This is a genomic window from Candidatus Thermokryptus mobilis, assembly GCF_900070205.1.
Taxonomy (GTDB): Bacteria; Bacteroidota; Ignavibacteria; order Kryptoniales; family Kryptoniaceae; genus Kryptonium; species Kryptonium mobile.
Map to the genome: position 1 here is coordinate 48067 of NZ_FAOO01000010.1, position 21020 is coordinate 69086.

General features: G+C 38.2%; 20 protein-coding genes and 2 tRNA genes. 7 read left to right on the forward strand and 15 right to left on the reverse strand.

Annotation, left to right across the window (positions count from 1 at the left end):
• Positions 1-22: 22 nt before the first annotated feature.
• The gene (locus tag FKZ43_RS07590; protein ID WP_140945282.1) at positions 23-649 is read right to left on the reverse strand and encodes a MarR family winged helix-turn-helix transcriptional regulator; all 627 of its coding nucleotides are present in this window, start codon (positions 647-649) and stop codon (positions 23-25) included.
• Between the two features lie 62 nt (positions 650-711).
• Positions 712-1203, reverse strand: coding sequence for a cytochrome P460 family protein (locus FKZ43_RS07595; RefSeq protein WP_140945283.1), 492 nt, complete (start codon positions 1201-1203; stop codon positions 712-714).
• 128 nt (positions 1204-1331) lie between these two features.
• On the opposite strand from FKZ43_RS07595, the gene FKZ43_RS07600 reads away from it, so the two are divergent.
• The 4 genes from FKZ43_RS07600 to FKZ43_RS07615 all read left to right on the forward strand — a co-directional run bounded on the left by FKZ43_RS07600 (position 1332) and on the right by FKZ43_RS07615 (position 5548).
• Positions 1332-1409, forward strand: a tRNA-Val gene (locus tag FKZ43_RS07600).
• Positions 1410-1481: 72 nt separating this feature from the next.
• Positions 1482-4142, forward strand: coding sequence for an alanine--tRNA ligase (gene alaS / locus FKZ43_RS07605; protein WP_140945284.1), 2661 nt, complete (start codon positions 1482-1484; stop codon positions 4140-4142).
• Between the two features lie 13 nt (positions 4143-4155).
• Positions 4156-4941: a phosphoglycerol geranylgeranyltransferase gene (locus FKZ43_RS07610; protein ID WP_235894719.1), complete on the forward strand. Its 786-nt coding sequence runs from the start codon at positions 4156-4158 to the stop codon at positions 4939-4941.
• Positions 4942-4954: 13 nt separating this feature from the next.
• A complete protein-coding gene (locus FKZ43_RS07615) occupies positions 4955-5548 on the forward strand; it encodes a D-sedoheptulose-7-phosphate isomerase (protein ID WP_140945285.1) in 594 nt (197 codons plus the stop codon).
• Here FKZ43_RS07615 and FKZ43_RS07620 read toward each other — a convergent pair.
• From FKZ43_RS07620 to lysS, 6 genes are read right to left on the reverse strand one after another with little or no spacing between them, the layout of a single operon-like run.
• Positions 5545-7401 (reverse strand): ComEA family DNA-binding protein, encoded by a 1857-nt coding sequence (locus FKZ43_RS07620; protein WP_140945286.1) that lies wholly within the window; start codon positions 7399-7401, stop codon positions 5545-5547. The two genes, FKZ43_RS07615 and FKZ43_RS07620, sit on opposite strands and share 4 nt — an antisense overlap.
• The gene (locus tag FKZ43_RS07625; RefSeq protein WP_140945287.1) at positions 7398-8201 is read right to left on the reverse strand and encodes a PorV/PorQ family protein; all 804 of its coding nucleotides are present in this window, start codon (positions 8199-8201) and stop codon (positions 7398-7400) included. The genes FKZ43_RS07620 and FKZ43_RS07625 overlap by 4 nt, the downstream gene beginning before the upstream one ends.
• 19 nt (positions 8202-8220) lie before the next feature.
• On the reverse strand, positions 8221-8967 hold the full coding sequence (locus tag FKZ43_RS07630) for a sulfite exporter TauE/SafE family protein (RefSeq protein WP_140945288.1): 747 nt from the start codon (positions 8965-8967) through the stop codon (positions 8221-8223).
• Positions 8968-8974: 7 nt separating this feature from the next.
• Positions 8975-9826 carry a DUF2279 domain-containing protein gene (locus FKZ43_RS07635; RefSeq protein ID WP_140945289.1) on the reverse strand — a complete coding sequence of 284 codons (852 nt, stop codon included), beginning with the start codon at positions 9824-9826 and terminating at the stop codon, positions 8975-8977.
• A 2-nt stretch (positions 9827-9828) separates the two neighbouring features.
• Positions 9829-11958, reverse strand: coding sequence for an alpha-amylase/4-alpha-glucanotransferase domain-containing protein (locus FKZ43_RS07640; protein ID WP_140945290.1), 2130 nt, complete (start codon positions 11956-11958; stop codon positions 9829-9831).
• 26 nt (positions 11959-11984) lie between these two features.
• Positions 11985-13457, reverse strand: coding sequence for a lysine--tRNA ligase (gene lysS, locus FKZ43_RS07645; RefSeq protein WP_140945329.1), 1473 nt, complete (start codon positions 13455-13457; stop codon positions 11985-11987).
• Positions 13458-13579: 122 nt separating this feature from the next.
• Between lysS and FKZ43_RS07650 the strand changes: the two genes are divergently transcribed.
• The 3 genes from FKZ43_RS07650 to FKZ43_RS07660 are packed head-to-tail and all read left to right on the forward strand — an operon-like array spanning position 13580 to position 15466.
• Positions 13580-13789: a hypothetical protein gene (locus FKZ43_RS07650; RefSeq protein ID WP_140945291.1), complete on the forward strand. Its 210-nt coding sequence runs from the start codon at positions 13580-13582 to the stop codon at positions 13787-13789.
• Positions 13779-14435: a class II aldolase/adducin family protein gene (locus tag FKZ43_RS07655; RefSeq protein ID WP_140945292.1), complete on the forward strand. Its 657-nt coding sequence runs from the start codon at positions 13779-13781 to the stop codon at positions 14433-14435. Before FKZ43_RS07650 ends, FKZ43_RS07655 begins: the two co-directional genes overlap by 11 nt.
• Complete coding sequence (locus tag FKZ43_RS07660; RefSeq protein ID WP_140945293.1) at positions 14432-15466, forward strand: D-alanine--D-alanine ligase; 1035 nt, start codon at positions 14432-14434, stop codon at positions 15464-15466. Before FKZ43_RS07655 ends, FKZ43_RS07660 begins: the two co-directional genes overlap by 4 nt.
• Here FKZ43_RS07660 and FKZ43_RS07665 read toward each other — a convergent pair whose 3' ends face one another.
• From FKZ43_RS07665 to FKZ43_RS07695, 7 genes are all read right to left on the reverse strand, one after another.
• Complete coding sequence (locus tag FKZ43_RS07665) at positions 15467-17317, reverse strand: TIGR03545 family protein (protein WP_140945294.1); 1851 nt, start codon at positions 17315-17317, stop codon at positions 15467-15469.
• A complete protein-coding gene (locus FKZ43_RS07670) occupies positions 17314-17841 on the reverse strand; it encodes a TIGR03546 family protein (protein ID WP_140945295.1) in 528 nt (175 codons plus the stop codon). The genes FKZ43_RS07665 and FKZ43_RS07670 overlap by 4 nt, the downstream gene beginning before the upstream one ends.
• A gap of 22 nt (positions 17842-17863) precedes the next feature.
• Positions 17864-19258, reverse strand: coding sequence for a dihydrolipoyl dehydrogenase (lpdA, locus tag FKZ43_RS07675; protein ID WP_140945296.1), 1395 nt, complete (start codon positions 19256-19258; stop codon positions 17864-17866).
• A 74-nt stretch (positions 19259-19332) separates the two neighbouring features.
• Positions 19333-19423: transfer RNA gene (locus FKZ43_RS07680), tRNA-Ser, on the reverse strand.
• A gap of 44 nt (positions 19424-19467) precedes the next feature.
• A complete protein-coding gene (locus tag FKZ43_RS07685; RefSeq protein ID WP_140945297.1) occupies positions 19468-19935 on the reverse strand; it encodes a hypothetical protein in 468 nt (155 codons plus the stop codon).
• A 6-nt stretch (positions 19936-19941) separates the two neighbouring features.
• Positions 19942-20484, reverse strand: coding sequence for a zf-HC2 domain-containing protein (locus FKZ43_RS07690; RefSeq protein ID WP_140945298.1), 543 nt, complete (start codon positions 20482-20484; stop codon positions 19942-19944).
• Positions 20465-21016 carry an RNA polymerase sigma factor gene (locus FKZ43_RS07695; RefSeq protein ID WP_140945299.1) on the reverse strand — a complete coding sequence of 184 codons (552 nt, stop codon included), beginning with the start codon at positions 21014-21016 and terminating at the stop codon, positions 20465-20467. Before FKZ43_RS07695 ends, FKZ43_RS07690 begins: the two co-directional genes overlap by 20 nt.
• Positions 21017-21020: the final 4 nt, after the last annotated feature.

Below are 21020 nucleotides of genomic sequence, written 5' to 3' on the forward strand. Positions count from 1 at the left end.
TTAATTGAAAATTTTGAAAAGTTCAAGCGGATTTTACGGCGGGTTCATAGTCCTCACAATCAAGTCGTATCTCAACGATTGAAAGTGGCTTATCAAGAAGTCCACAATGGTGTGGTGATTTTGAATCGGGATGGACATTTTTTTGAAAGTAAATGCAGGAAAAACACATCCTTTGAATAGTTATAATTCCCGCATCGTAAAGCGCACCTATTAAATTCAAAATAAAAGAAAGAAACATCTCCTTTTCTTTAACGCTAAAATTTTTTAACTCGCTTTTTAAAACATCCGCCCAATTTGAAACATCTTCGGCTACTTTTTTCCCTTTTTGAGTCAATTTTAGAAAGTAATTTCTTCTATCCTCTCTATTTTCAACCCTTTTGACAAGTCCTTTCTCCTCAAGGGATGAGATAGCATCGCTCACAGTTGCCTTCGTCAGAGCAAACTCATTTGCGATATCAGTTATACGAGACCTTGAAGCTCGGTTATAGGCAAGATAAACGAGAAATTGAATTTGAATCGGGCTTAAATTTTCCTCTTTTGCAACATCCCATAGCAAAAGTTTGAAAACCCTTGATATTCTCTCAAGCCCTGCGACAATTTTAGCATCTATATTTCTCTCTTGTTCCTTTGGATCAAAGATTGATGACATAAAAAGAAAAGATAAAATTTTAACTTGCGGGGGAAATAATCCCCCCGCCTTCTCAAATAAATTTACTTCCTGAACTTGCTAAAAACAAAATCCTCCTTCTCCTGAGACGCATGACAAGAGAAACATTCTTGCTCTGCATCTTTCACGACCCTCTCTTTGGTATCGCCTTTAAAAGCTTCAAATCCCCAGCCACCGGTATCTTTGAACTTCTTTGAATCTTTATACATCACGCCAACAACCTTCCTTGGACCCTCAACATATGTATTGTTTTCTTCCTTTGCCTCGAGCAAATCAAATATGATAACCGAGCCATCCGGGAATTTACCCGTTCTATACCCACGCAGGGCTTTATCGTTTGCATAAATATGATGAATTCCACCAAACGCCTCATAAAGCGGATGCCCTGGGAGTATAAGCATTGACTTAACATGAACCCAATTTCTGTATCCTTCGGGATACGGAACTTGTGACTTCCCCTGACCGGATAAACTTAAAACAAATAGTGCTAAAGCGATAGAGATAATCCCGAAAAAGATGACAGATTTTTTAACCATGATGGCACCTTTGATTTTGTTTTAAAATATGTTAGGATTCCTAACTAATATAATAAATCAAAACAAAAAAGTCAATACCCCCTTGCTTGAATTTGACAACTTTGATTCTTAAATTTAAACCGGAAAACGGGCGCTTAGCTCAGTTGGTCCAGAGCGCTACCTTCACACGGTAGAGGTCGCAGGTTCGAATCCTGCAGCGCCCACCATGTTTTATTTGCAAGAGTTTAACCCTTTTATTAGATTTTTACCAAGGAAAACAAAATTTCTCACATAGAAAAATGAAAGCGCAAGATGTAAGGACTTCTTTTGTTAAATTCTTTGAACAAAAAGGACATACATTCGTTCCGAGCTCCCCGGTTATACCTTTTGATGATCCAACATTACTTTTCACAAACGCCGGGATGAACCAATTTAAGGATGTATTCCTAGGCACTGGAACAAGACCATACAAAAGAGCTGTCAATTATCAAAAATGTATTCGCGTAAGTGGAAAACATAATGACCTTGAAGAAGTCGGAAAAGACACTTATCACCATACATTTTTTGAAATGCTTGGCAATTGGTCATTCGGCGACTATTATAAAAAAGAGGCGATTGAATGGGCTTGGGAACTCCTTACAAAGGAATGGGGATTGCCAAAAGATAAATTATATGCGACTGTCTTCAAAGATGATGACGAAGCGGAAGAACTCTGGAAAAAAGTGACAGACATATCGCACAATAGAATTTTACGCTTTGACGAGAAATCAAATTTCTGGGAAATGGGTGAAACAGGTCCGTGCGGTCCGTGCTCTGAAATTCACATTGACCTCGGCGAGGGAACATGCAATAAAAATCATATCTGTGGCGTCAATGTTGACGGCTGTTCAAGATTTATTGAACTTTGGAACCTCGTTTTTATTCAGTTTAATAGAAATGAAAAAGGGGTGCTTGAACCACTACCTGCAAAGCATGTTGACACCGGGATGGGTCTTGAAAGAATCGTCGCTGTTCTTCAAGGGAAAAATTCAAATTACGATACTGATCTTTTCAAGCCGATAATTGATGAAATATCAAACCTTACTGGGAAAGAATACGTCGGTGATAAAAATCAAATCGCAATGAGGGTCATCGCAGACCATATTAGGATGTTGACATTTGCCATAACAGACGGTGCTGTCCCATCAAATGAGGGAAGAGGTTATGTTTTGAGAAGAATTTTGAGGCGAGCTTCAAGGTATGCGAGAAATCTTGACATGCACGAACCGTTCATCTATAAACTTGTTGATAAAGTTGTTGAAATTATGGGCGATGCTTACCCTGAGATTGAACCTAAAAAAGAATATGTCAAAGATGTGATAAAATCAGAGGAAGAAAACTTTAATCAGACACTTGACCGTGGGATTGAAATTTTTGAAGAAGTTGCCTCAAAGCTTGAGGCAAGCGGAAGCAAAATTTTCCCTGGGAAAGAAGCCTTCAAACTCTACGATACCTATGGTTTTCCAATTGATTTGACAAATTTAATGGCTGAGGAAAGAGGACTTAAAGTTGACATCGCTGAATTTGAAAAGCTAATGGAAAAACAAAGGACAAGATCAAGGGAGGCAACGAAAAAGATTTTCACGGAGGGTAAAATCGGCATTGCTGACAAAGTTGAGGTTCTTTTAAGAAAAGGTGATGTTCTGAAGACAGAATTCAACCCTGACCTTAAACAATACGAAATGGAGGTCAACGACGAAACAAACAAAGTGATTTTACTTTCAAGCGACGATGAAAATATTGATCAAATCCTATTCTCAAAGAAAACGATATTTTATCCCGAATCGGGTGGACAAGTCGGCGATACTGGGAAGTTAATTTATCCTGATGGCGAAATTGAAATAATTGATACGCAAAGGATAGACGACTTGATCGTTCATTTCATCCCAAAAATGAAAAAAGATAGCAAAGAAGCCAAAGAGATTGAAAAGTTCATCAAAAGTGGTGGGAAATTCGTTGCGAGAATAGATGTTGAAAGGCGAAAGTCAATAATGAAAAATCACTCTGCGACGCATCTTTTACATTCGGCTTTGAGGAAAATCCTCGGCACGCATGTCCAACAAGCCGGTTCACTTGTTGCGCCAGATAGATTAAGGTTTGATTTCACTCATCCGAAGAAATTAAGCAAAGAAGAAATTGAAAAGATTGAACACCTTGTAAACTCCGTAATTTTTGAAGACATTGAACTTGTAAAGGAATACAAACCGTTAAAGCAGGCGCTTGAAGAAGGCGCACTTGCATTTTTCGGAGATAAATACGGTGATATAGTCAGAACTGTAAGAATTGGCGATTTCAGCTACGAACTTTGTGGAGGAACTCATCTTGACAGGACAATTGAAACGGGATACTTTAAGATAATTTACGAGGGAAGCATAGCAAGCGGGATAAGAAGGGTTGAGGCGATAACTGGAAAAGCGCTTGAGAAATACCTGAAGGAGAAAGAAGAAGAAATTTTGAGATTGAATGAAAAGGTTGATCAAATCCTTGAAGAGAAGCAAAAACTTGAAAGGGAACTCGCAAGGGTGAAGATGAAATTAATCTCGGATGAAATTGAAAAAGTCGTGAATTCTTCAGATGTTCCCAAGATTGATGGATTCAAAGTCGTTGCGATGAAAGTTGAAGCAAGCGATATTGAACAATTAAAACAGCTTGGGGATGTTTTGAGGGGTAAGATCGGCAGAGGGGTTGGGCTTCTTGCAAGCATCAGCGAGAATAAAATTAATTTCGTTTGCATTGTAACGGATGACCTTGTTAAGGAAAAAGGGCTTGACGCTGGGAAAATCGTGCGAGAGGTCGCAAAGATAACCGGAGGCGGTGGCGGTGGAAAACCCAATATGGCAACCGCTGGTGGAAAGGACATTTCAAAGCTTGACGAGGTACTGAAAATTTTCCCGAAGATAATTAAAGAATTAACACAATAAAAAGGGGCAAAATTTGGAAAAGGAACGCAAAGATAGCTCGGCTCGGCTGGGCAAGACATACGACTACATCCTAAATCAAATTGCCCAGCACGGGTCTTTATATTTTATTTTGATTGACCCGGACAAAACCAATTCAAATTTAAAAAAATTTGTACGCATTGCGACGGAATGCGGGGTTGATGGTTTTTTCATCGGAAGTAGCCTGTTGCTATCCCAAAATTTTGAAAGATGCGTTAAAATCACAAAAGAAAATACCGATAAGCCGGTCATCATCTTCCCAGGGAGCATTTATCAGATTTCAAAATTTGCCGATGCGATTCTTTTCCTTTCGGTTTTAACGAGCACAAACACCGAATTTATCATTGGACAACAAACGATCGCCTCCCCCATAATTTTCAAATATCGCATTGAACCGATTTCAACAGCTTACCTTTTAATTGAATCAGGCAAGATGACATCAGCCACTTTTATAAGTCAAAGCAAGCCAATACCAAGAGATAAGCCAGAAATTGCAATCGCTTATGCATTAACAGCCCAATATCTCGGGATGAAATTGATTTACCTTGAAGCAGGCAGTGGAGCTGACAACAGCGTTCCGAACGAACTGATAAAAGCGATAAAGTCAACTGTTGAAACCCCATTAATCGTCGGCGGTGGGATAAAAAATCCGGAAAACGCCTATGAAAAAGCCAATTCAGGAGCGGGGATAATAGTAACAGGAAACATACTTGAGGACACACCGCCCACAAAGATAAAAGGTTTGATATCGGATTTTGTGAGAGCAATACATAGAAAATAAAAAACATCAAGAAATGGACAAGATTAAATTCATAGAATCATCGTTAAACGAAAGCGCTGAGGTAAAGAAAAAAATTCTTTCTCACTGCACTGAGCAAATTCTAAAAGCTGTTGAGGTTATCTCAACTGCCTTTAAAAATGGGAAAAAGGTTTTGCTTTGTGGAAATGGTGGTAGCGCTGCTGATTCACAACATATCGCAACTGAATTTGTGATAAGATTAAACCCCAAAATAAAGCGCCCAGGGTTGCCAGCAATTGCAATCACAACAGATACATCTAATTTAACAGCTGGCGGAAACGATATCGGCTTTGAAAATACATTCGCAAGAACTGTTGAAGCGCTCGGTAATGAAGGAGATGTGCTAATCGGGATAAGTACAAGCGGAAACTCGGAAAATGTGATAAGAGCCATCAAAACAGCAAAAGAAAAAAACATGACAGTTATTGGATTACTTGGTAAAGACGGTGGAAGAATGAAAGAACTTTGCGATATAGCGATAGTCGTTCCTTCAAACAACACGCAGAGAATCCAAGAAGGACACATAACAATCGGACACATAATAAGCGAGCTTGTTGAAATTGAACTTTATGGCGAGCCGAAGGATTAAATCTTTATCTCAACTTGTAAACCAGCGCTGGCTTTCACATTCTCAAAAAACAACGACTCTGCGTATTTAAGCTGAATTGAAAGAAACTTCCAATAACTATATTTCAAAACGAAATACCACCTCAATCCTTGACCGTAAAGCGGAATCAAAGAAACAACACCATCAAGATCATCTTCATATACATAAATTCTTGATGAATAAGAATTGCTTCTGAAATGCGCTATCCGAGCATAAAATGTCAATCCATTGAAAACTTTCACCTTAACTCCCTGATAAATAACAAAGCCCGTCCCCTCACTGGTAAAACTCATCTTTAAAACTTCAATCCGACTTCTGAATGTAATACTCTGAAATTTGTTCTCAATCTCAATCCTGAAGTTTTTTCTCCTTTCATTCCCTTCGCTCAAAATTCTCCTCTCAAACTCATCATAAACCTTGATCCCTTTTGAAACAGATTTCTCTCGGATTAGAATCTTTGCTCTCATATTTCTTGAAACAAAAATGCCAAGTTCAAGTCTATAGTCATATCCTTTTTTTGCGTCGTCAATCTCTGTCACAGGAAATGTAAAAATATCATAATAACCCCAAATGTAAAAACGGCTTAACTTAAACTTAACACTTGAATAAAATCCTTCTTCGTTCCACGACTCGCCATATCTCTCGCCAAATGTGTTTCCATTTATTGAGGTGAAATTAGGGTTCAAATTTCTATATTGAAAGGCGAGTTTTAAATTTTCAAAGTCAAAGGCAACTCCAGAGACGGCGCTGAAGTAAAGCCCGGATAGTGTCGCAAACTCGCCGAAAAAGTTCAATCTCTTAAACAAGAAATCCCACATAAAACTTGAATAAATTCCCCCTCCACCATATGGTCTTGATATTGAACTTGAGAAATCTTTATCAAATTTTTGGTAAGCGAAAGAAACACCCGTTACGAAATTTCTCCTACCATACACACCGAAAAAGCCATAGACATCCCTTTTCAAAATATCCCTTTGCCCCTTGTTTATGCCTGAAAAATCAATGTATCTAACAAGTCCAGTTGAGTCAAGTGAAGCGGGTATTTTTCTACTTGAATAAAAAACCGTTAAGTCAAAATTTTTAAACTTGGTTACAGCCACCGCTCCGAGGAACGGTTTAACCTCATCGGTTGATATATACCTTTCTGCGTAGTTTTCAACGCTTCTTTGAACTGGTGAAATCGCATCTGTTCCCTTTCCGAGCCCAACAGGTCGCCAAAATAAAATCCCCTGCCCAAATTGAAGAATGTAATTTCCAACTATAAACCTTCTCAAAATCCTTCCCCCCTTGTAATCAAAATAAAAGTTCACAAGTTCATCTATCCTTCTCTCCCCATAATCCTTCTCAATCACAAATCCACTGGAAAAATTTGAATATGCAAGAAAGCCAAGTTGATATGTTTTAAAATCGTTGATAAAATTCCCCTTGACATTTCTAAATCCGCCTTTGTTCACGACCCTGCCCCTTAAGCGAACACCAAACCTTTCCCTTTGAATGTGACTGTTTCTGTAAAGCAAAAATTTCACCCTCTCGTCAATCCCCGGTATATCAAAGACCTGCTCTTTTCTCTTAAACCCGCCAATTTTATCTCTATACTCAACTATCTTTAAAGCATCCTCTCTTGATATAAACGGTATTTCAGTTAGATCGTCAACCTCAGCTCTGTTAAGTTCAATTCTGATAAATTCAATTTGTTCAATTATTTCATCAAGTTGTGAATCTTCTTCAACATTTTCAAAAAGCCCTTCTCCAACATCTTCAAGCGTGTCAATTTTAGCCTCTTGTGAAAAAAGAAATGCCGTATTTAAAATGAGGATTAAAACCGCCCATTTCATTTTTCACCCAATCTTAATGCAATTGTAATTTGATGTGTTAATCCAAGTATTTGATGTTTGTCAATTGAATAGTCAAGGTTAAAGATAAAGTATTTTATCCCGATCCCAGCTGAAAACCTTGTTGGGAAATTCAAAAGACCGATTCTCAAACAAAGCCATTTCTCCACTATATATTCAACGCCATATTTAAAGCTTTCACGCAACGCAAATACCTTTTCAACGGATGAAGAAACGGTCAAATTTTCGTAAGGAACAAACGCCAATCCTATTTCAAGAACGCTCGGCAATTTTTCTTTTGCTTTGCCAATCCTTTCGGAGATCACATTTCTTAACACAAAACCGAAACGTAGAAACTTTACTGGGTTTGATATAAGACCTAAATCAAAACCAAGCCCACCGTCACCCCCATAATTTTTTATTGATATTAAATTGTAGCTCAAACTTCCACCGATGGAGAAAAACTTAAACTCCCTTGCGAATGCCAATTTAAGGATGAATTCGCGATAAAGTTCAAACCCAAAAATTCTTGCCCCCAAACCGAATTTGACGGGAAGCAAGGGTTCATAATAGGCTATACCTTTTTGTGAAAGTTCAGCAAGCTCAAATTGTGCAGGTATATACGAAAATGCTACTTCCCTTGTTCTTAAACTTGATATACCAGCTGGGTTATAGAAAATCGTCCATGGGTCGTTTGCGACAGCGACATAGCTTTTCAAAGCGAAAGCCCTCGCGCCGATAATTTCTTGTGAAAGAGAAAGCCCTTGGAATAGAAAAAACACAATCAAAATTTTCAATCTCATAAATAAACGAATTTTGATTTTAAACTTCCCTAACAAAGAAAAAAATTGAAAACACGACAAGGAAAATACCATAAGCAATTTCAAGTGTTTCGTTCTTTAGCCTAACTGCCAGCTTTGCTCCAAAATTTGCAAATGGGATTGAAGTTAAAACAAGCACCAAAAGAAGCTTTAAATCAATATGTCCGAGCAAAAAATGAACCACAGTTCCAGGTATCGCAAAAAATGGAATCACGAAAAGAGAAGTCGCAAATGCGCTTTTGATATCCATCTTTAAAGCTTTAACATAGAATGGGACAAGCATAACTCCACCACCATTTGCAAGGAAACCAGAAATCAACCCAATAAGCCCACTAAGAGAGATTAAAACAAATCTATTAACCTTCCCCTCCGCTTCCGTTTTAAACACATCCTTCCTAAAAAGAAAACTCAAACCAACTGTAAAAACAAAAACAGCTGTTGAAAGCATCAAAAATTTACCACTGACCAACCTGGTTAAAATTGCGCCAATGAGAACGAAAGGGAAACCGAAAATTATCGTAACTTTTGCTACATTGAAGTTTATTAAACCCCTCTTATGATAAACAAGCGAAGCAGAAACCGCTGAGGGTATAACAACTGGTAGTGGTGTTGCGAGCGCAAATGTTGGTTTGACCCCGATAATCGTTCTAAGGAGAGGGGTTGCGATACTACTCCCACCAAGACCGAACATCCCGGAGAGAAAACCGATAAGAATCCCCGTTAAAACTTCCTCTAACAAGTTAAACATTTAAATGTCAAATTTTCTTTGAAAAGAAAAGTCCGAAAAAGGCAAACCTTGGTGTCAATCTAACTGCAGGAGCTGGTAGGTGAATGTAATTCAAATTTTTCTTTATCAATCCCCACAGCCATCCATCCCCGGGTAATTTTTCAAGGTCATAGTCAAGTGAAATATAAAATTCCCTTATTCCGCCTCCCCTTCCATCAAGGTCCCTTACACCATATCCAACAGCTAGGTTTAAAAAACTGGGATAAGATTTTTTAATTTTCTCGGGCAAGAAATTAACAACTGATATAGAAAGCCACATAGTTTGTCCCTCGTGGTCGTCAATGAAAATTTTCTTTTGTCCACTTTTAAGTTGACTTGTTGGGATATAGCTCCACTTGAAATTAAAATTTTTCAAGACCGGGAAATAACTCTGCGCAACTGGATACCAAGCCCCCAATATATTTGCTCCTGCATCTCCTGGGCTAAATCCCCAGTCCGTTGCAAAGCCATCTTCAAATTCAACATATAATCCAAAAATTGAACCAAGCAAAGCACCATAAATCATTGACTTCCCTTTTTCAACCCCAGCCCATTGGAGGGAAGACGAAAACAAATTTGAAATCAAATTCGCCCCATAAAAATGTCCAATCTTGTCAATGTTAAGTGCATATTCCCAGTCGTTTACAATATGAAAAGACCGCCTTTGCCCACTCCACCAAGCATTTTTTTGATAGACATGTATCACAGCCATCGTCCCAGCGGTTCCAACGCCAACAAAAGCAAGTTTTGTATAGTTAATACTACTTGAAGATTTAGTTGAATCAGCGTCTGCACAATATGAAAAAGGTGACAGAAATAAAAGAAGAAAGAAATAAATCATCCTCAAATTTTACGGAATATATTTCTAATTTCAACATTCCATTCCCTGCTGAGCTTTATGTTCCAATGCAGGAGTATCACCGAACCCTGATAAACTCTCTCAAACCCCGCCTCGGATAAAGAAACCGTCTCAATCGGAAACCTCCACACATTTGCGAATTTATCAAGATAAAAATTCATATCAACACCCAGCCACTTATCAACAACTCCAAAAGAAGTCACATCTTCAACCTCCCCAATACTTGCCAATTTTGAATCATCAACTTCATATCCCACGAAATAAAAATACCTGTCATCTGAATTCGGCGCGAGGAAATTACAAACGAATTCAACCCCAAACCACAAATCAATCTCTTCTTCCTCAAGATTTTCAAGTTTATACCTAAACAGAACTTCGGTTGAATTTTTATCAATTATGATCTTCTTCTGCAAGCGTAAATTCTTTCGCTCATTCTCAACCCACACATGCCCATCTCTTGAAAGTGTAATCTCAATTACCCCATGCCTGAGCTCAACATCTGCCCTATAAGGTTGATTCACAAAATTGCCTTGCTCTGGATATTTACATTGATAAAAATTTTCAATTGTCGTTTCAGCCCCAAAGAAATGATCAATTAAACTACCACGCCTATACCAGTCATAATGCAAAAACTTTTCCAACCCCTCTTCTTTAGCAGTTAACATATCATGTATACTTGCAACACCCTGATTGTTCGGATTGTTCATCTCTTTTGAAAGTTGCAAAAGCTTTTCGTGATAACCCTCTTTTTTTCTTGTCATCACATCTGTTATGTTAAATTCAGCTGGTTTAAAATCAAGTTCAAAAATTTGACCACCATAATTCGGATTGATATAGACATTAAAATTTGGCGTCTCAACTATTAGCTCTTCTTTACCATCCTTGTCAAAGTCAGTGAATTCATACTTTATGATTTTCTTCCTCTCAACCTTATCAAGTTCGTTCTCTGCGCTTATCAAGTTTCTATATGCTGTTGACCTCAAACTCGTCAGATAAAGACCGCCGAAAATCCCGTGCCAATATGGATCATTGCACTGCGCCCTCCATACCTTTTCAAGCGCGGATTTGACATCTTTTCCTTTCGCCTGGAGCTTTCTAGCCCTTTCAGATACCCTTAACATTTTCTTGTGAAGATTGTTTGCCTCGGGATACTTAACGAGAAAATTTCTCCAAAAACCGCCTCTGAAAAATCTTGAATATTGCTCATACATCCCCTCTTCCTTTAAATGCTCTTCAAGTTTCTCATAATCAAGGTATGCATCTGCTGGCAAAGCCCAATGCATCATCTCAGCGTATGAGGCGTTCGGAAGATAAATTCTCCCTATGGGTTTAATTTTATCAAGCACCTCCGAAAAGTGAAGTATATTAATCCAATCGCTATTTTCTTCAAGTGCGCAGAAAAATTCCTCAAGCCAGCCATCATCGTAAACATGCTTATAAGTATTTGGCCAAACGCCGAACTTTTCCCCATCATCAGCATAAACTATAACTCTATCTCCTTCCTCGGTTGCAATTTCCCTGAGGTAATCAATCGTCTTCTCAACCGCTTGGAAAGGAATCGTATACCTTAACATTTTGCTTATCGGAAATATATTAACCGTAAAGCCCTGTTCCTCGGTTATATAATAACCAAGCAATTGGTCACCTACAAGCCCCGCATATCTAAAGTGTGTATCGTCAATTATAACATACTTAACACCAGCTTGAGAAATGAACTTAACGATGTGCTGTTCCCAAACCCTTTCAGCAAGCCACATTCCAACTGGAACCTTGCCGAAATGTTCCTCTATGAAATCAGAAAGTTTCCTTATTTGATCAAATTTATCTTGATCGGGTATAATAGCAAGTATCGGCTCATAAAAACCACCAGTCATCAACTCAACCTGACCGTTATCAACGAGAGATTTAAGTTGCTCCAAAAACTCCGGATGATTTTTCAAGATCCATTCAAATAAAATTCCAGTGTAGTGCTGTGCGAGTTTAATTTTCGGATGTCGCGCAAGTATCTCAATAAAGGGCTTGTAAGCGGAATTATAAGCATGCTCAAATACGAAATCAAAATTTCCAGATGGTTGATGATTGTGAATTCCAAGGACTAGGTTGATTTTTTTCACCTTTAAATTTCAAAATTTTGTTTTCACTATTTTTCAGGTCTCATATGTGGGAAAAGTATGACATCGCGAATGGTTTTCTGATTGGTTAAAATCATCACAAGCCGATCAATCCCTATACCAAGCCCAGCTGTTGGTGGCATACCATATTCAAGAGCTCTTATAAAATCCTCATCTATGGTCATCGCTTCTTCATCCCCTTGTGCCCTTAAACGCGCCTGTTCTTCAAACCTATATCTTTGATCAATCGGGTCGTTCAACTCGCTGAAAGCATTGCAGACCTCCATGCCTGAAATTATAACCTCAAACCTTTCAACAAGATGTGGTTTGCTTCTATGTCTTTTCGCAAGCGGTGACATCTCAATTGGATAATCAATCACAAATGTCGGCTGTATCAAGTTCGGTTGAACCAGCTCTGAAAAAATCTCATCAATTATCTTCCCGACCCCAATTTTTGAAGAAACATCAACATTAAGTCGCCTCGCTATGGCACGAAGTTCATCTTCACTTTTCCCTTCAAGATTTTCACCCGTGTACTGCTTCAACAACTCAAACATCGGAACTCTCCTCCAAGGCGGGGTCAAATCAATTTCATTATCACCAAACTTTATCCTTGAAGTTCCATTAACACGCAAACAAACATTGTAAATCAAACTCTCCGTAAACTCCATCATCCAATTGTAATCCTTGTACGCCACATAAAGTTCAAGCATTGTAAACTCCGGATTGTGCATCCTGTCCATACCCTCATTTCTAAAATCCTTGCCTATTTCATAAACACCATCAAAGCCACCAACGATTAATCTCTTTAAGTAAAGTTCATCTGCAATGCGAAGATACAAATCCATATCAAGCGCATTATGATGCGTTACAAAAGGTCTAGCTGTTGCACCACCATAAACTGGCTGAAGGATTGGCGTTTCAACTTCAATGTAACCATGTGAATCAAGTATCTCCCTTATAGTGCTTATTATCTTCGCACGCTTTATGAAAACCTGCTTCACTTCCGGATTTACGATCAAATCAACATATCTTTGCCTGTATCTCATCTCCTTATCCGTGAAGGGGTCATAAACAATCCTATTGCCGTGTTCGTCTATCTTTTCTTTTACTACTGGAAGCGGTCTAATTGATTTGGCAAGAATTTGATAGTCATCAACTTTGACAGTCACTTCACCGGTGCGGGTCCTGAAAACCTCACCCCTAACGCCAATTATATCTCCAATGTCAAGCAACTTCAAAATATCATACTTTTCCCCAAGCACATCTTTTTTGAAATAAATTTGAATTTTCCCCTTTGAATCTTGAATATGCGAAAATGTCGCCTTTCCCATTCGTCTTATTGACATAATTCGCCCAGCAATTGAAACACTCATCGGGGGATCTTCATCTCGGAAATTTCTTAAAATTTCATCAGAATAAGCATTAACCGGATACTCATAAGGATAAGGGTTAATCCCAAGTCTTTTCAACTCTTCAAGCTCCTCAAGTCGCCTCTTCATAAGTTGATTGAACTCTTCCCAATATTGAAACTTAAGCTCGTCCTGCAAAGCAATTCGCAATTTTTGTTTTTTATTGTTTTTAATTTAATTAAATTTGCATAAAAAATGAAACCGCTTCCAAAATGAAAATTTCAACCAAAACATTCAACCTGATAACTTACATAAGCTTGGCAATTCTCGTCATCCTGCTAATTGGAATGCTTACAAGGGTGATACCGCCTAAATACTATCTTCATGCTTTAACAGTTGCAATCGCATTGTTCATACTTAGGATTTTCCTCAGAATTCAAATGTATCTACAATCAAAATCGTCAAAGCGAAATGAAAATTAAAGAGAAATTAATTGAGGAAATCGTTGAAATATCGCACCTGATTTATAAAAAGGGCTTCGTATCCTCAACCGACGGCAATATCTCAGCTAAACTCCCGAATGGAAATATACTTTGCACTGCGACATCCGTCAATAAAGGCGAGGTCAAAAAATCACATATCGTTGAGGTAAATCCAACAGGCGAAGTAGTTTATGGAATTTACAAGCCGTCAACCGAAATAAAAATGCATCTTTTCATTTATCAGCGTCGCGATGATGTTAAAGCGATAATTCATGCTCATCCACCGTTTGCCACCGCTTTCGCAACCACAGGGCTCTCGCTTGAGGGCTATGTCTTACCCGAGGTGATTATAAACCTTGGTAAAATACCGCTTGCTAAATATGCTACCCCATCAACCGAAGAAGTTCCATTGTCAATAGAGCCGTTTGTTGAAAAACACGATGCATTTCTCCTTCAAAATCATGGCGCGGTTACGCTTGGCTCAAGCTTGAAAGATGCCTACTTTAAAATGGAAAAACTTGAACACTATGCAATGATAATTTTACTTGCGAGAATCCTTGGCGGTGAAAAAAATCTATCACAGGAGGAAATTGCAAAACTTTCAGAAATAAGCTTAAAATCATACGGGAAAAAGATAAGTATATGAAGACAGGGGAAATAAAAGTTGCGGTTTTGCTTGGGGGAACATCTCCCGAAAGGGATGTCTCAATAATTTCTGGAAAATATGTAACGCTTGGATTAAGGGAAGTCGGATACATCGTTAAACCGATTGATCCAGCCCTTGGTGTGAATCAACCCGAAAACGAGGATGAACTTTTTATAAGCTCAATAAGGGAAACCCCGCCAACTGAGGAGGAACTCTCAAAACTTTCAAATAAAAATGTGATTGAGTGCATCAACTCAAATCTCCTTGATGATGTTGATGTTGTCTTTATAATTTTGCACGGGAAATGGGGGGAAGATGGAACAGTTCAATCCTTGCTTGAGCTTCGCGGTAAAAAATATACAGGTTCCGGGGTGCTTGCAAGCGCAATCGGCATTGATAAAAATATGTCCAAAATCGTCTTCAAACATCACGGCGTTCAAACACCAGAATGGTTTATGATAAGAAAAAATAAAATTGACCTGAAGGAAATAAGAGAAAAAATTGAAAAATCATTCTCATACCCATGTGTAGTGAAACCCAACGATCAGGGTTCAACCGTCGGCTTAAGTATAGTCAAATGTCCCGAAGATATTGAACCGGCAATTGAACTTGCCTTCAAATACTCAGATCAAGTCATGGTTGAGGACTTCATAGATGGCAAGGAGCTAACAGTTGGAATTCTCGGGGATATGGCATTGCCAGTGATTGAAATAATACCCAAGGGCGGGATTTATGATTATTACCATAAATACACAAAAGGGGCAACCGAATACATAGTCCCTGCGCAAATACCAGAAGAACTAACCCAAAAACTTCAAGAACAAGCCTTGCTTGCGTTTGAGTCAATCGGATGTAAGGGATTCGCAAGGGTTGATTTCAGAGTTAAAGATAACGGCGAAATATATTGCCTTGAAATTAACACAATCCCAGGCATGACAGGAACAAGCTTAGTCCCTAAAGCAGCTAAAGCAGCTGGAATTGATTTCCCAGAACTCGTTGACAGAATTGTAAAACTTGCTCTTGAGGAGTGATCACCTCCTGAAAATCTGTTCAAGCAATTTCCCACCCCGCCTTTTTATTTCATCCTCTATTTCCCTTAGCTTAGCATCTTTCAGCTTCTCAAATTCACTTATCTGAACATTGTATTGTTCTAATTTTGAATATGCCTCATTTACCTTATTCTCAACACTTCGCTCAAAATCAGCAAGATATGAATCAATTTTCTCTCTTACCGCCTTTTCAACATCTTGTTTTATCCTTTCAATCTCTTTCCCCACGGCGTCTTTAAAACCTTGCGTCAACTGTCTATCAAGCATTGAGTTAAACCTCACATCAAAATCAGATCCTTTGAACGACAACAATATGTTCACGTCAACATTCTTAACTGAGTTAAATGTTTGCTTGAAAATTTCAGCAACCTTTTCTTCATACTGATTATTAAATTTCACATCTTGATAAGCAAAGGCGGGATTTAAAGCGTTAAACTTTGCGGTTGATTCTATCAAATTCGCCTGCTTGGAAATTTCAAAGTTAAAGTTCCCACTAGCCCTTGCCAATCTAATCGGGAGATATTTAACATTGTGATCAAATTTTAAATCAACGATTGGAAAATTTAAAATCCCAAGTTGCAATTTTTGACTTGGCGGTGAAGAAACAAAATCAAGGACAAGTTTTAGATATAATTGAGCTTTGTCTGGGCGAGTTCCTTCAAGCGAAAAAATTGTGGGTCTACCAACGATTTTCGGTTGTGATGAAACATCAAGTAATTCCCCTTTTATAAAGAAACCGCCGTTGGTCTCACCTGATATTTCACAGCGTCTCAACCAAAAATTTGGCAAAGCTTTTTCCTTAACGAAGTGTATATCTTGCCCTTTAAACCTCGGTGGTTTCTTCTCCTTTTCAGGTTTAATCGCCTGTAACTTCTCAACCGCTTTTTCAACCCTGTCCGAATACTTAAGGTAAGTCAAATAATACGAGAACAACTTCGGACCGATCAGATAACGCACAACCTCCATCTTTGAAATATCTGGAATTTTAGCATAATCTTTAACCTTAGCAAGGTCACTTTTTATCGCATCTTGAAATTCAAGTTTGGCACCTTCAATTTTTGATTTTAAATCCTTCACTTCGTTAATCCTTGAATCATATTTACCTTTTAATCCCTTTACAAAATTCGCAGCGTTGACAATGACATCCCTTGTTCTTTTTAAATCATCAACCGTCTTGATATCCCTTACATTAAGCGACCTTAAATTTCTCTCAATTTGTCTCAAAGAATCAATTTCCTTTTCAATTGATTCAACTTCAGCCCTAATCTTATCAACCCGCGAGATGAATTCCTTTTTTATGGAGTCAACTTTATTTGGCGTTTCAAGTTTAACTTTATCAACTACATCTTCAACTTTCATCGTCTTTATCTCAGACAAAATATCAAAGGCAGGGGTGGATGTAACTTGTTCCAGAACTACAGCGAATTGCTTTTCAATAAAGCTTGGCTCTTTTTTCTCTTCTTTTTTCTTTGGCAAACGCCCGTCCGTTTTTCTATCTGTAAATGTTTTTATGTTTAAAACTTTCATCCTCTCAATTACAACTTTCCTCTTCAAAAGCGCAGATGGAGATAACTTAAATTCAACCGGACCAGTTTCAATCATATTCTTGAAAGCTATCTCTGGATGAGCAACCTGCAATCTATTCCACTTGAAAGATAAATTTAAAATTGAAAAGTCAAGGTTATCTATTTCAACCTTTGCACCGACAATTCCCTCTCCGGCTTTTTCAAGTGTCCTTTCAAGCCATTTATCGGTCAAGAAAATATTCAAAAGAACAAAAATCAAAACTAAAACCGCAACGAATATAACGCCAGATTTTCTTATGTATTTCACAACTCACTTAACACCTTTATTTTTTGATATATGTTATAAATTTTCGTCGCTTTAAACATTTGAAACAAAGGAAGTTTTTGAATATGCGGGTCTATTTTAACGCGATAATTTTTCACAAGCCACCTTGTCAAAATTAGAACAGGAACAAACAAAATCATTGAAATAGATGTGCTCCCCATGACAACTGTGTTGTAAAACCTTGTAAATGGAATCACAGGAGATTGATATAAAGAGGTCCAAAATTCGCGAAGAAATTCAACATCAACAAGAAGCCAATATCCAATTGAGTGGAAAATTGGGTCAAAGATATAAGCTATAGATGAAAAGATTGCCAACCCAAGCAAAACAGCTCCGAAATTCACATTCAAAATTATGACAAGAAACCAAATGAAAAAACCGTGTAAGGTATCCCATGGGATCAATCCAAGGCACATTCCAAAGGCAAAACCTGCTGCGACTTGCCCAGGGGTTCCATGCGCCCTTAAAATTTTAACCACTTTGACGAGAAGTTGAAGCAAAGGCATAGCATAAGCTGAATTTTGTTTCTCATATATGAATTACCTCCTTTAATGCATCAGCGGATGCCTCCATCAATGCTTCAGAAAGAGTTGGATGAGCGTGAACCGTTTTTACTATTTCAAAGGCAGTGCTCTCAAGTGTTTTAGCCACACCAAATTCAGCTATCAACTCCGTTGCTTCTGGACCTATTATGTGTGCGCCTAGAATTTCACCATATTTTGCGTCAAATATAACTTTAACAATCCCTTCCGTCTCTCCCAATGAAAGCGCCTTACCATTTGCCCTAAAAGGAAAACGACCGACTTTTATCTCATACCCAAGCTCAAGCGCCCTTTGTTCGGTTAAACCAATGCTTGCAACCTGCGGTATGCAATAAGTGCAATTCGGGATGTTGTTGTAATCAATCGGCTTTGTCTCAACCCCTGCAATGTTCTCAATACATCTTATCCCTTCGGCAGAAGCAACATGAGCGAGCAAAGGCGGACCGATTACATCACCGATTGCATAAATCCCCTCAACGCTTGTTTGATAACTTATCTTATCAACCTTTATAAAACTCTTCTCAACCTCAACACCAAGTTCCTCAAGCCCAAGCTTGTCGCTGTTCCCCTGAACCCCAACAGCAACGAGAGCAACATCGGCTTTTAAAACCATCTCCCCATTTTGATTCTGAATTTTAACCTCAGCGAAATCACCGTTTTTCTTCGCTTCAATGACGCGAGTGTTTGTCAAAATATCAATTCCGCTCTTTTTAAACGACTTTTCAAGGATTTCGGTTATCTCCCTATCCTCATTTGGCAAAATTGATGGCATCATCTCCACCAAGGTTATCTTCGTCCCAAACGAATTATAAAAATAAGCAAACTCAACACCAATAGCTCCAGCTCCGATAATTATCATTGACTTCGGCGGTTCTTCAAGCAACATCGCTTCCTTGCTCGTTATAACCTTAACACCATCAATTGTAATCCCTGGGATCTCCCTGGGTCTTGCTCCCGTAGCTATGATTACATGTCTCGCTTCTACCTCAAATTCCTCTTTATCCGATTTCACTCCTACCAAGTTTCTCTTTAATAAAAACCCCTGGCCAGAAAACTTTGTAACATTATTTTTCCTCAAAAGAAATTCAACACCTTTTGACAACCTATCAGCTACCTGCCTACTTCTCTGAATTATCTTTTTGAAATCAAAACTTGGGTTTTCAACCTTCAACCCAAATTCATCCGCCCGCTTGATGAGGTTAAAGACTTCCGCTGATTTAAGCAAAGCTTTTGTTGGGATACAACCCCAATTAAGACAAATCCCCCCGACACGGTCTTTTTCAATGAGAGCCGTCTTAAAACCAAGTTGTGAAGCCCGAATCGCACAGACATAACCACCGGGACCACCCCCTATAACGATGACATCAAATTTTTCAGCCATAGAAAGTGATATTTTTGTTTTTGTTAAGTAGTAAAAAAATTAAAAAAAGGAAGGTGAAAATCAAATAAATGTTGCGGAGGGGGTGGGATTCGAACCCACGATCCCGCTTTTTGGCGGGATACACGCTCTCCAGGCGTGCGCCTTCATCCACTCGGCCACCCCTCCAAAATCAAAATAAAATTTATGCGCCAAAAGATAAAAATCAAAATCTAAAACCTGCGCCTCATCCTTTCCCTTTGCATCTCACGAAGCGTATTTATAAACTCACGGTTGAAATTCCTTTCAAAAACTATAACTTGTGCTATCTGACGATCGCTCAATATCTCCTTTAACTCATTGTAAAAATTCACCCTTAACTCATTCTCCTTCCTCTCAAGCTCAAAAATATCTTGCATCAATTTGTCATAGCTATCTTTATCCCCACGATTTATCTTGACCTCAAGCTCATTTATCAAATTTTCCCTTTCAATCCAAACCTGCGCTAAATCATTGGAAAATTTACTATACTTGCTCAAAAATTTTACTGATGTCTGTTCATCCAGTTTTAAAATTTCAAGAAGCCGAACCTTCTTAAATTCAAGAATCCTCTGCCTCCACATCGGTCTCATAAATCCCTGAGCCGATGAAAAATCGGCAAAGAAAGCGAACACAAATAAAATTAAAATTAATCTCCTCATCTCATATCAAAATTTGTTTGAAAGTCGCTGTAAAATCTCATCAATGTCAATCTCCTGGTAATTCAATCTCGCCTTGTCAATCTCCGGCAGTTGATATTTTTCATAAAGGTAGGATATCGCCTCTTCAATAAGCTCATCACTAAATTCACCTGATTGCATCTCTTCTGGCTTAACGAAAACACCCCACTTCTCAACATCATAATGATAAGCGTAAAAATCGCTCAAACCCAAATTTGAAAAGATAAATCCAAAAATGAAGCCAATGATGATAACAGCAATAGAAGGCGCAAATAAAACCGGCTTCAAAGCGAAAACCTTTGCACTGCCACGCTTGGCTATTTCCCTTTTAACTCTCCCCAAAAAATTAGACCAGTAAAATTCCGATGGCTCATCAAATTTTAATTCGTTTAGCGCTGATACAACACCAACGATCTGCTGAAACTCAAACTTACAACTTTCACATTCTTTAAGATGCTTTTCAATCTCAACTGATTTCAACTTGCCAGTTGCGTAATCAACGAGATTTAATTTAACCTCCTTGCATTTCATCTTTGATGAACTTTTGTATTTTTTTAACAGCGTGGAAATAATTCGCCTTCAAAGTCCCGATCGGCTTATTAAGTATCTTCGCTATCTCTTGATAATCAAGGTCTTCAAAGAAACGCATTACAAAAATCATCCTTTGTTTAGTCGGCAATTTTTCAACTGCCCTTTCAATTAAATTTCTCTCTTCTCTTTCAAAAAGTTCCTGATCTGGCGTTTGACCAAATTTCAATAGGTTAGTGACTTCGTCAATTTGAATGAACTCTTTTATCTTCTTTTTCCTTAAAAAACTCCTACATTCATTTACTGTTATTCTGTAAATCCAGGTGAACAAGCTTGACTCTCCCTTGAAATCACTAAGCGAATAAAAAAGTTTAATGAAGACCTCTTGAGCAATGTCATCCGCATCCTCATGGTTTCCGAGAATTCTTCTTGCAAGAGTATAAACTTTCCGTTGATATCTTTTGACGATTTCATCAAAAGCAGAAGTATTTCCATTTTTAAACTCATTGACAAGTTCAATATCCGATTTGTTCATCAAC

What these genes read in the sequence shown, in the direction of transcription:
- FKZ43_RS07670 (WP_140945295.1), bottom strand. Translation starts at nt 17,841, where the DNA reads ATGCCTTTGCTTCAACTTCTCGTCAAAGTGGTTAAAATTTTAAGGGCG.
- FKZ43_RS07595 (WP_140945283.1), bottom strand. Translation starts at nt 1,203, where the DNA reads ATGGTTAAAAAATCTGTCATCTTTTTCGGGATTATCTCTATCGCTTTA.
- FKZ43_RS07615 (WP_140945285.1), top strand. Translation starts at nt 4,955, where the DNA reads ATGGACAAGATTAAATTCATAGAATCATCGTTAAACGAAAGCGCTGAG.
- FKZ43_RS07590 (WP_140945282.1), bottom strand. Translation starts at nt 649, where the DNA reads ATGTCATCAATCTTTGATCCAAAGGAACAAGAGAGAAATATAGATGCT.
- FKZ43_RS07660 (WP_140945293.1), top strand. Translation starts at nt 14,432, where the DNA reads ATGAAGACAGGGGAAATAAAAGTTGCGGTTTTGCTTGGGGGAACATCT.
- lpdA (WP_140945296.1), bottom strand. Translation starts at nt 19,258, where the DNA reads ATGGCTGAAAAATTTGATGTCATCGTTATAGGGGGTGGTCCCGGTGGT.
- FKZ43_RS07695 (WP_140945299.1), bottom strand. Translation starts at nt 21,016, where the DNA reads ATGAACAAATCGGATATTGAACTTGTCAATGAGTTTAAAAATGGAAAT.
- FKZ43_RS07650 (WP_140945291.1), top strand. Translation starts at nt 13,580, where the DNA reads ATGAAAATTTCAACCAAAACATTCAACCTGATAACTTACATAAGCTTG.
- FKZ43_RS07620 (WP_140945286.1), bottom strand. Translation starts at nt 7,401, where the DNA reads ATGAAATGGGCGGTTTTAATCCTCATTTTAAATACGGCATTTCTTTTT.
- FKZ43_RS07685 (WP_140945297.1), bottom strand. Translation starts at nt 19,935, where the DNA reads ATGAGGAGATTAATTTTAATTTTATTTGTGTTCGCTTTCTTTGCCGAT.
- FKZ43_RS07690 (WP_140945298.1), bottom strand. Translation starts at nt 20,484, where the DNA reads ATGAAATGCAAGGAGGTTAAATTAAATCTCGTTGATTACGCAACTGGC.
- FKZ43_RS07625 (WP_140945287.1), bottom strand. Translation starts at nt 8,201, where the DNA reads ATGAGATTGAAAATTTTGATTGTGTTTTTTCTATTCCAAGGGCTTTCT.
- lysS (WP_140945329.1), bottom strand. Translation starts at nt 13,457, where the DNA reads ATGAAGAGGCGACTTGAGGAGCTTGAAGAGTTGAAAAGACTTGGGATT.
- FKZ43_RS07630 (WP_140945288.1), bottom strand. Translation starts at nt 8,967, where the DNA reads ATGTTTAACTTGTTAGAGGAAGTTTTAACGGGGATTCTTATCGGTTTT.
- FKZ43_RS07635 (WP_140945289.1), bottom strand. Translation starts at nt 9,826, where the DNA reads ATGATTTATTTCTTTCTTCTTTTATTTCTGTCACCTTTTTCATATTGT.
- FKZ43_RS07655 (WP_140945292.1), top strand. Translation starts at nt 13,779, where the DNA reads ATGAAAATTAAAGAGAAATTAATTGAGGAAATCGTTGAAATATCGCAC.
- alaS (WP_140945284.1), top strand. Translation starts at nt 1,482, where the DNA reads ATGAAAGCGCAAGATGTAAGGACTTCTTTTGTTAAATTCTTTGAACAA.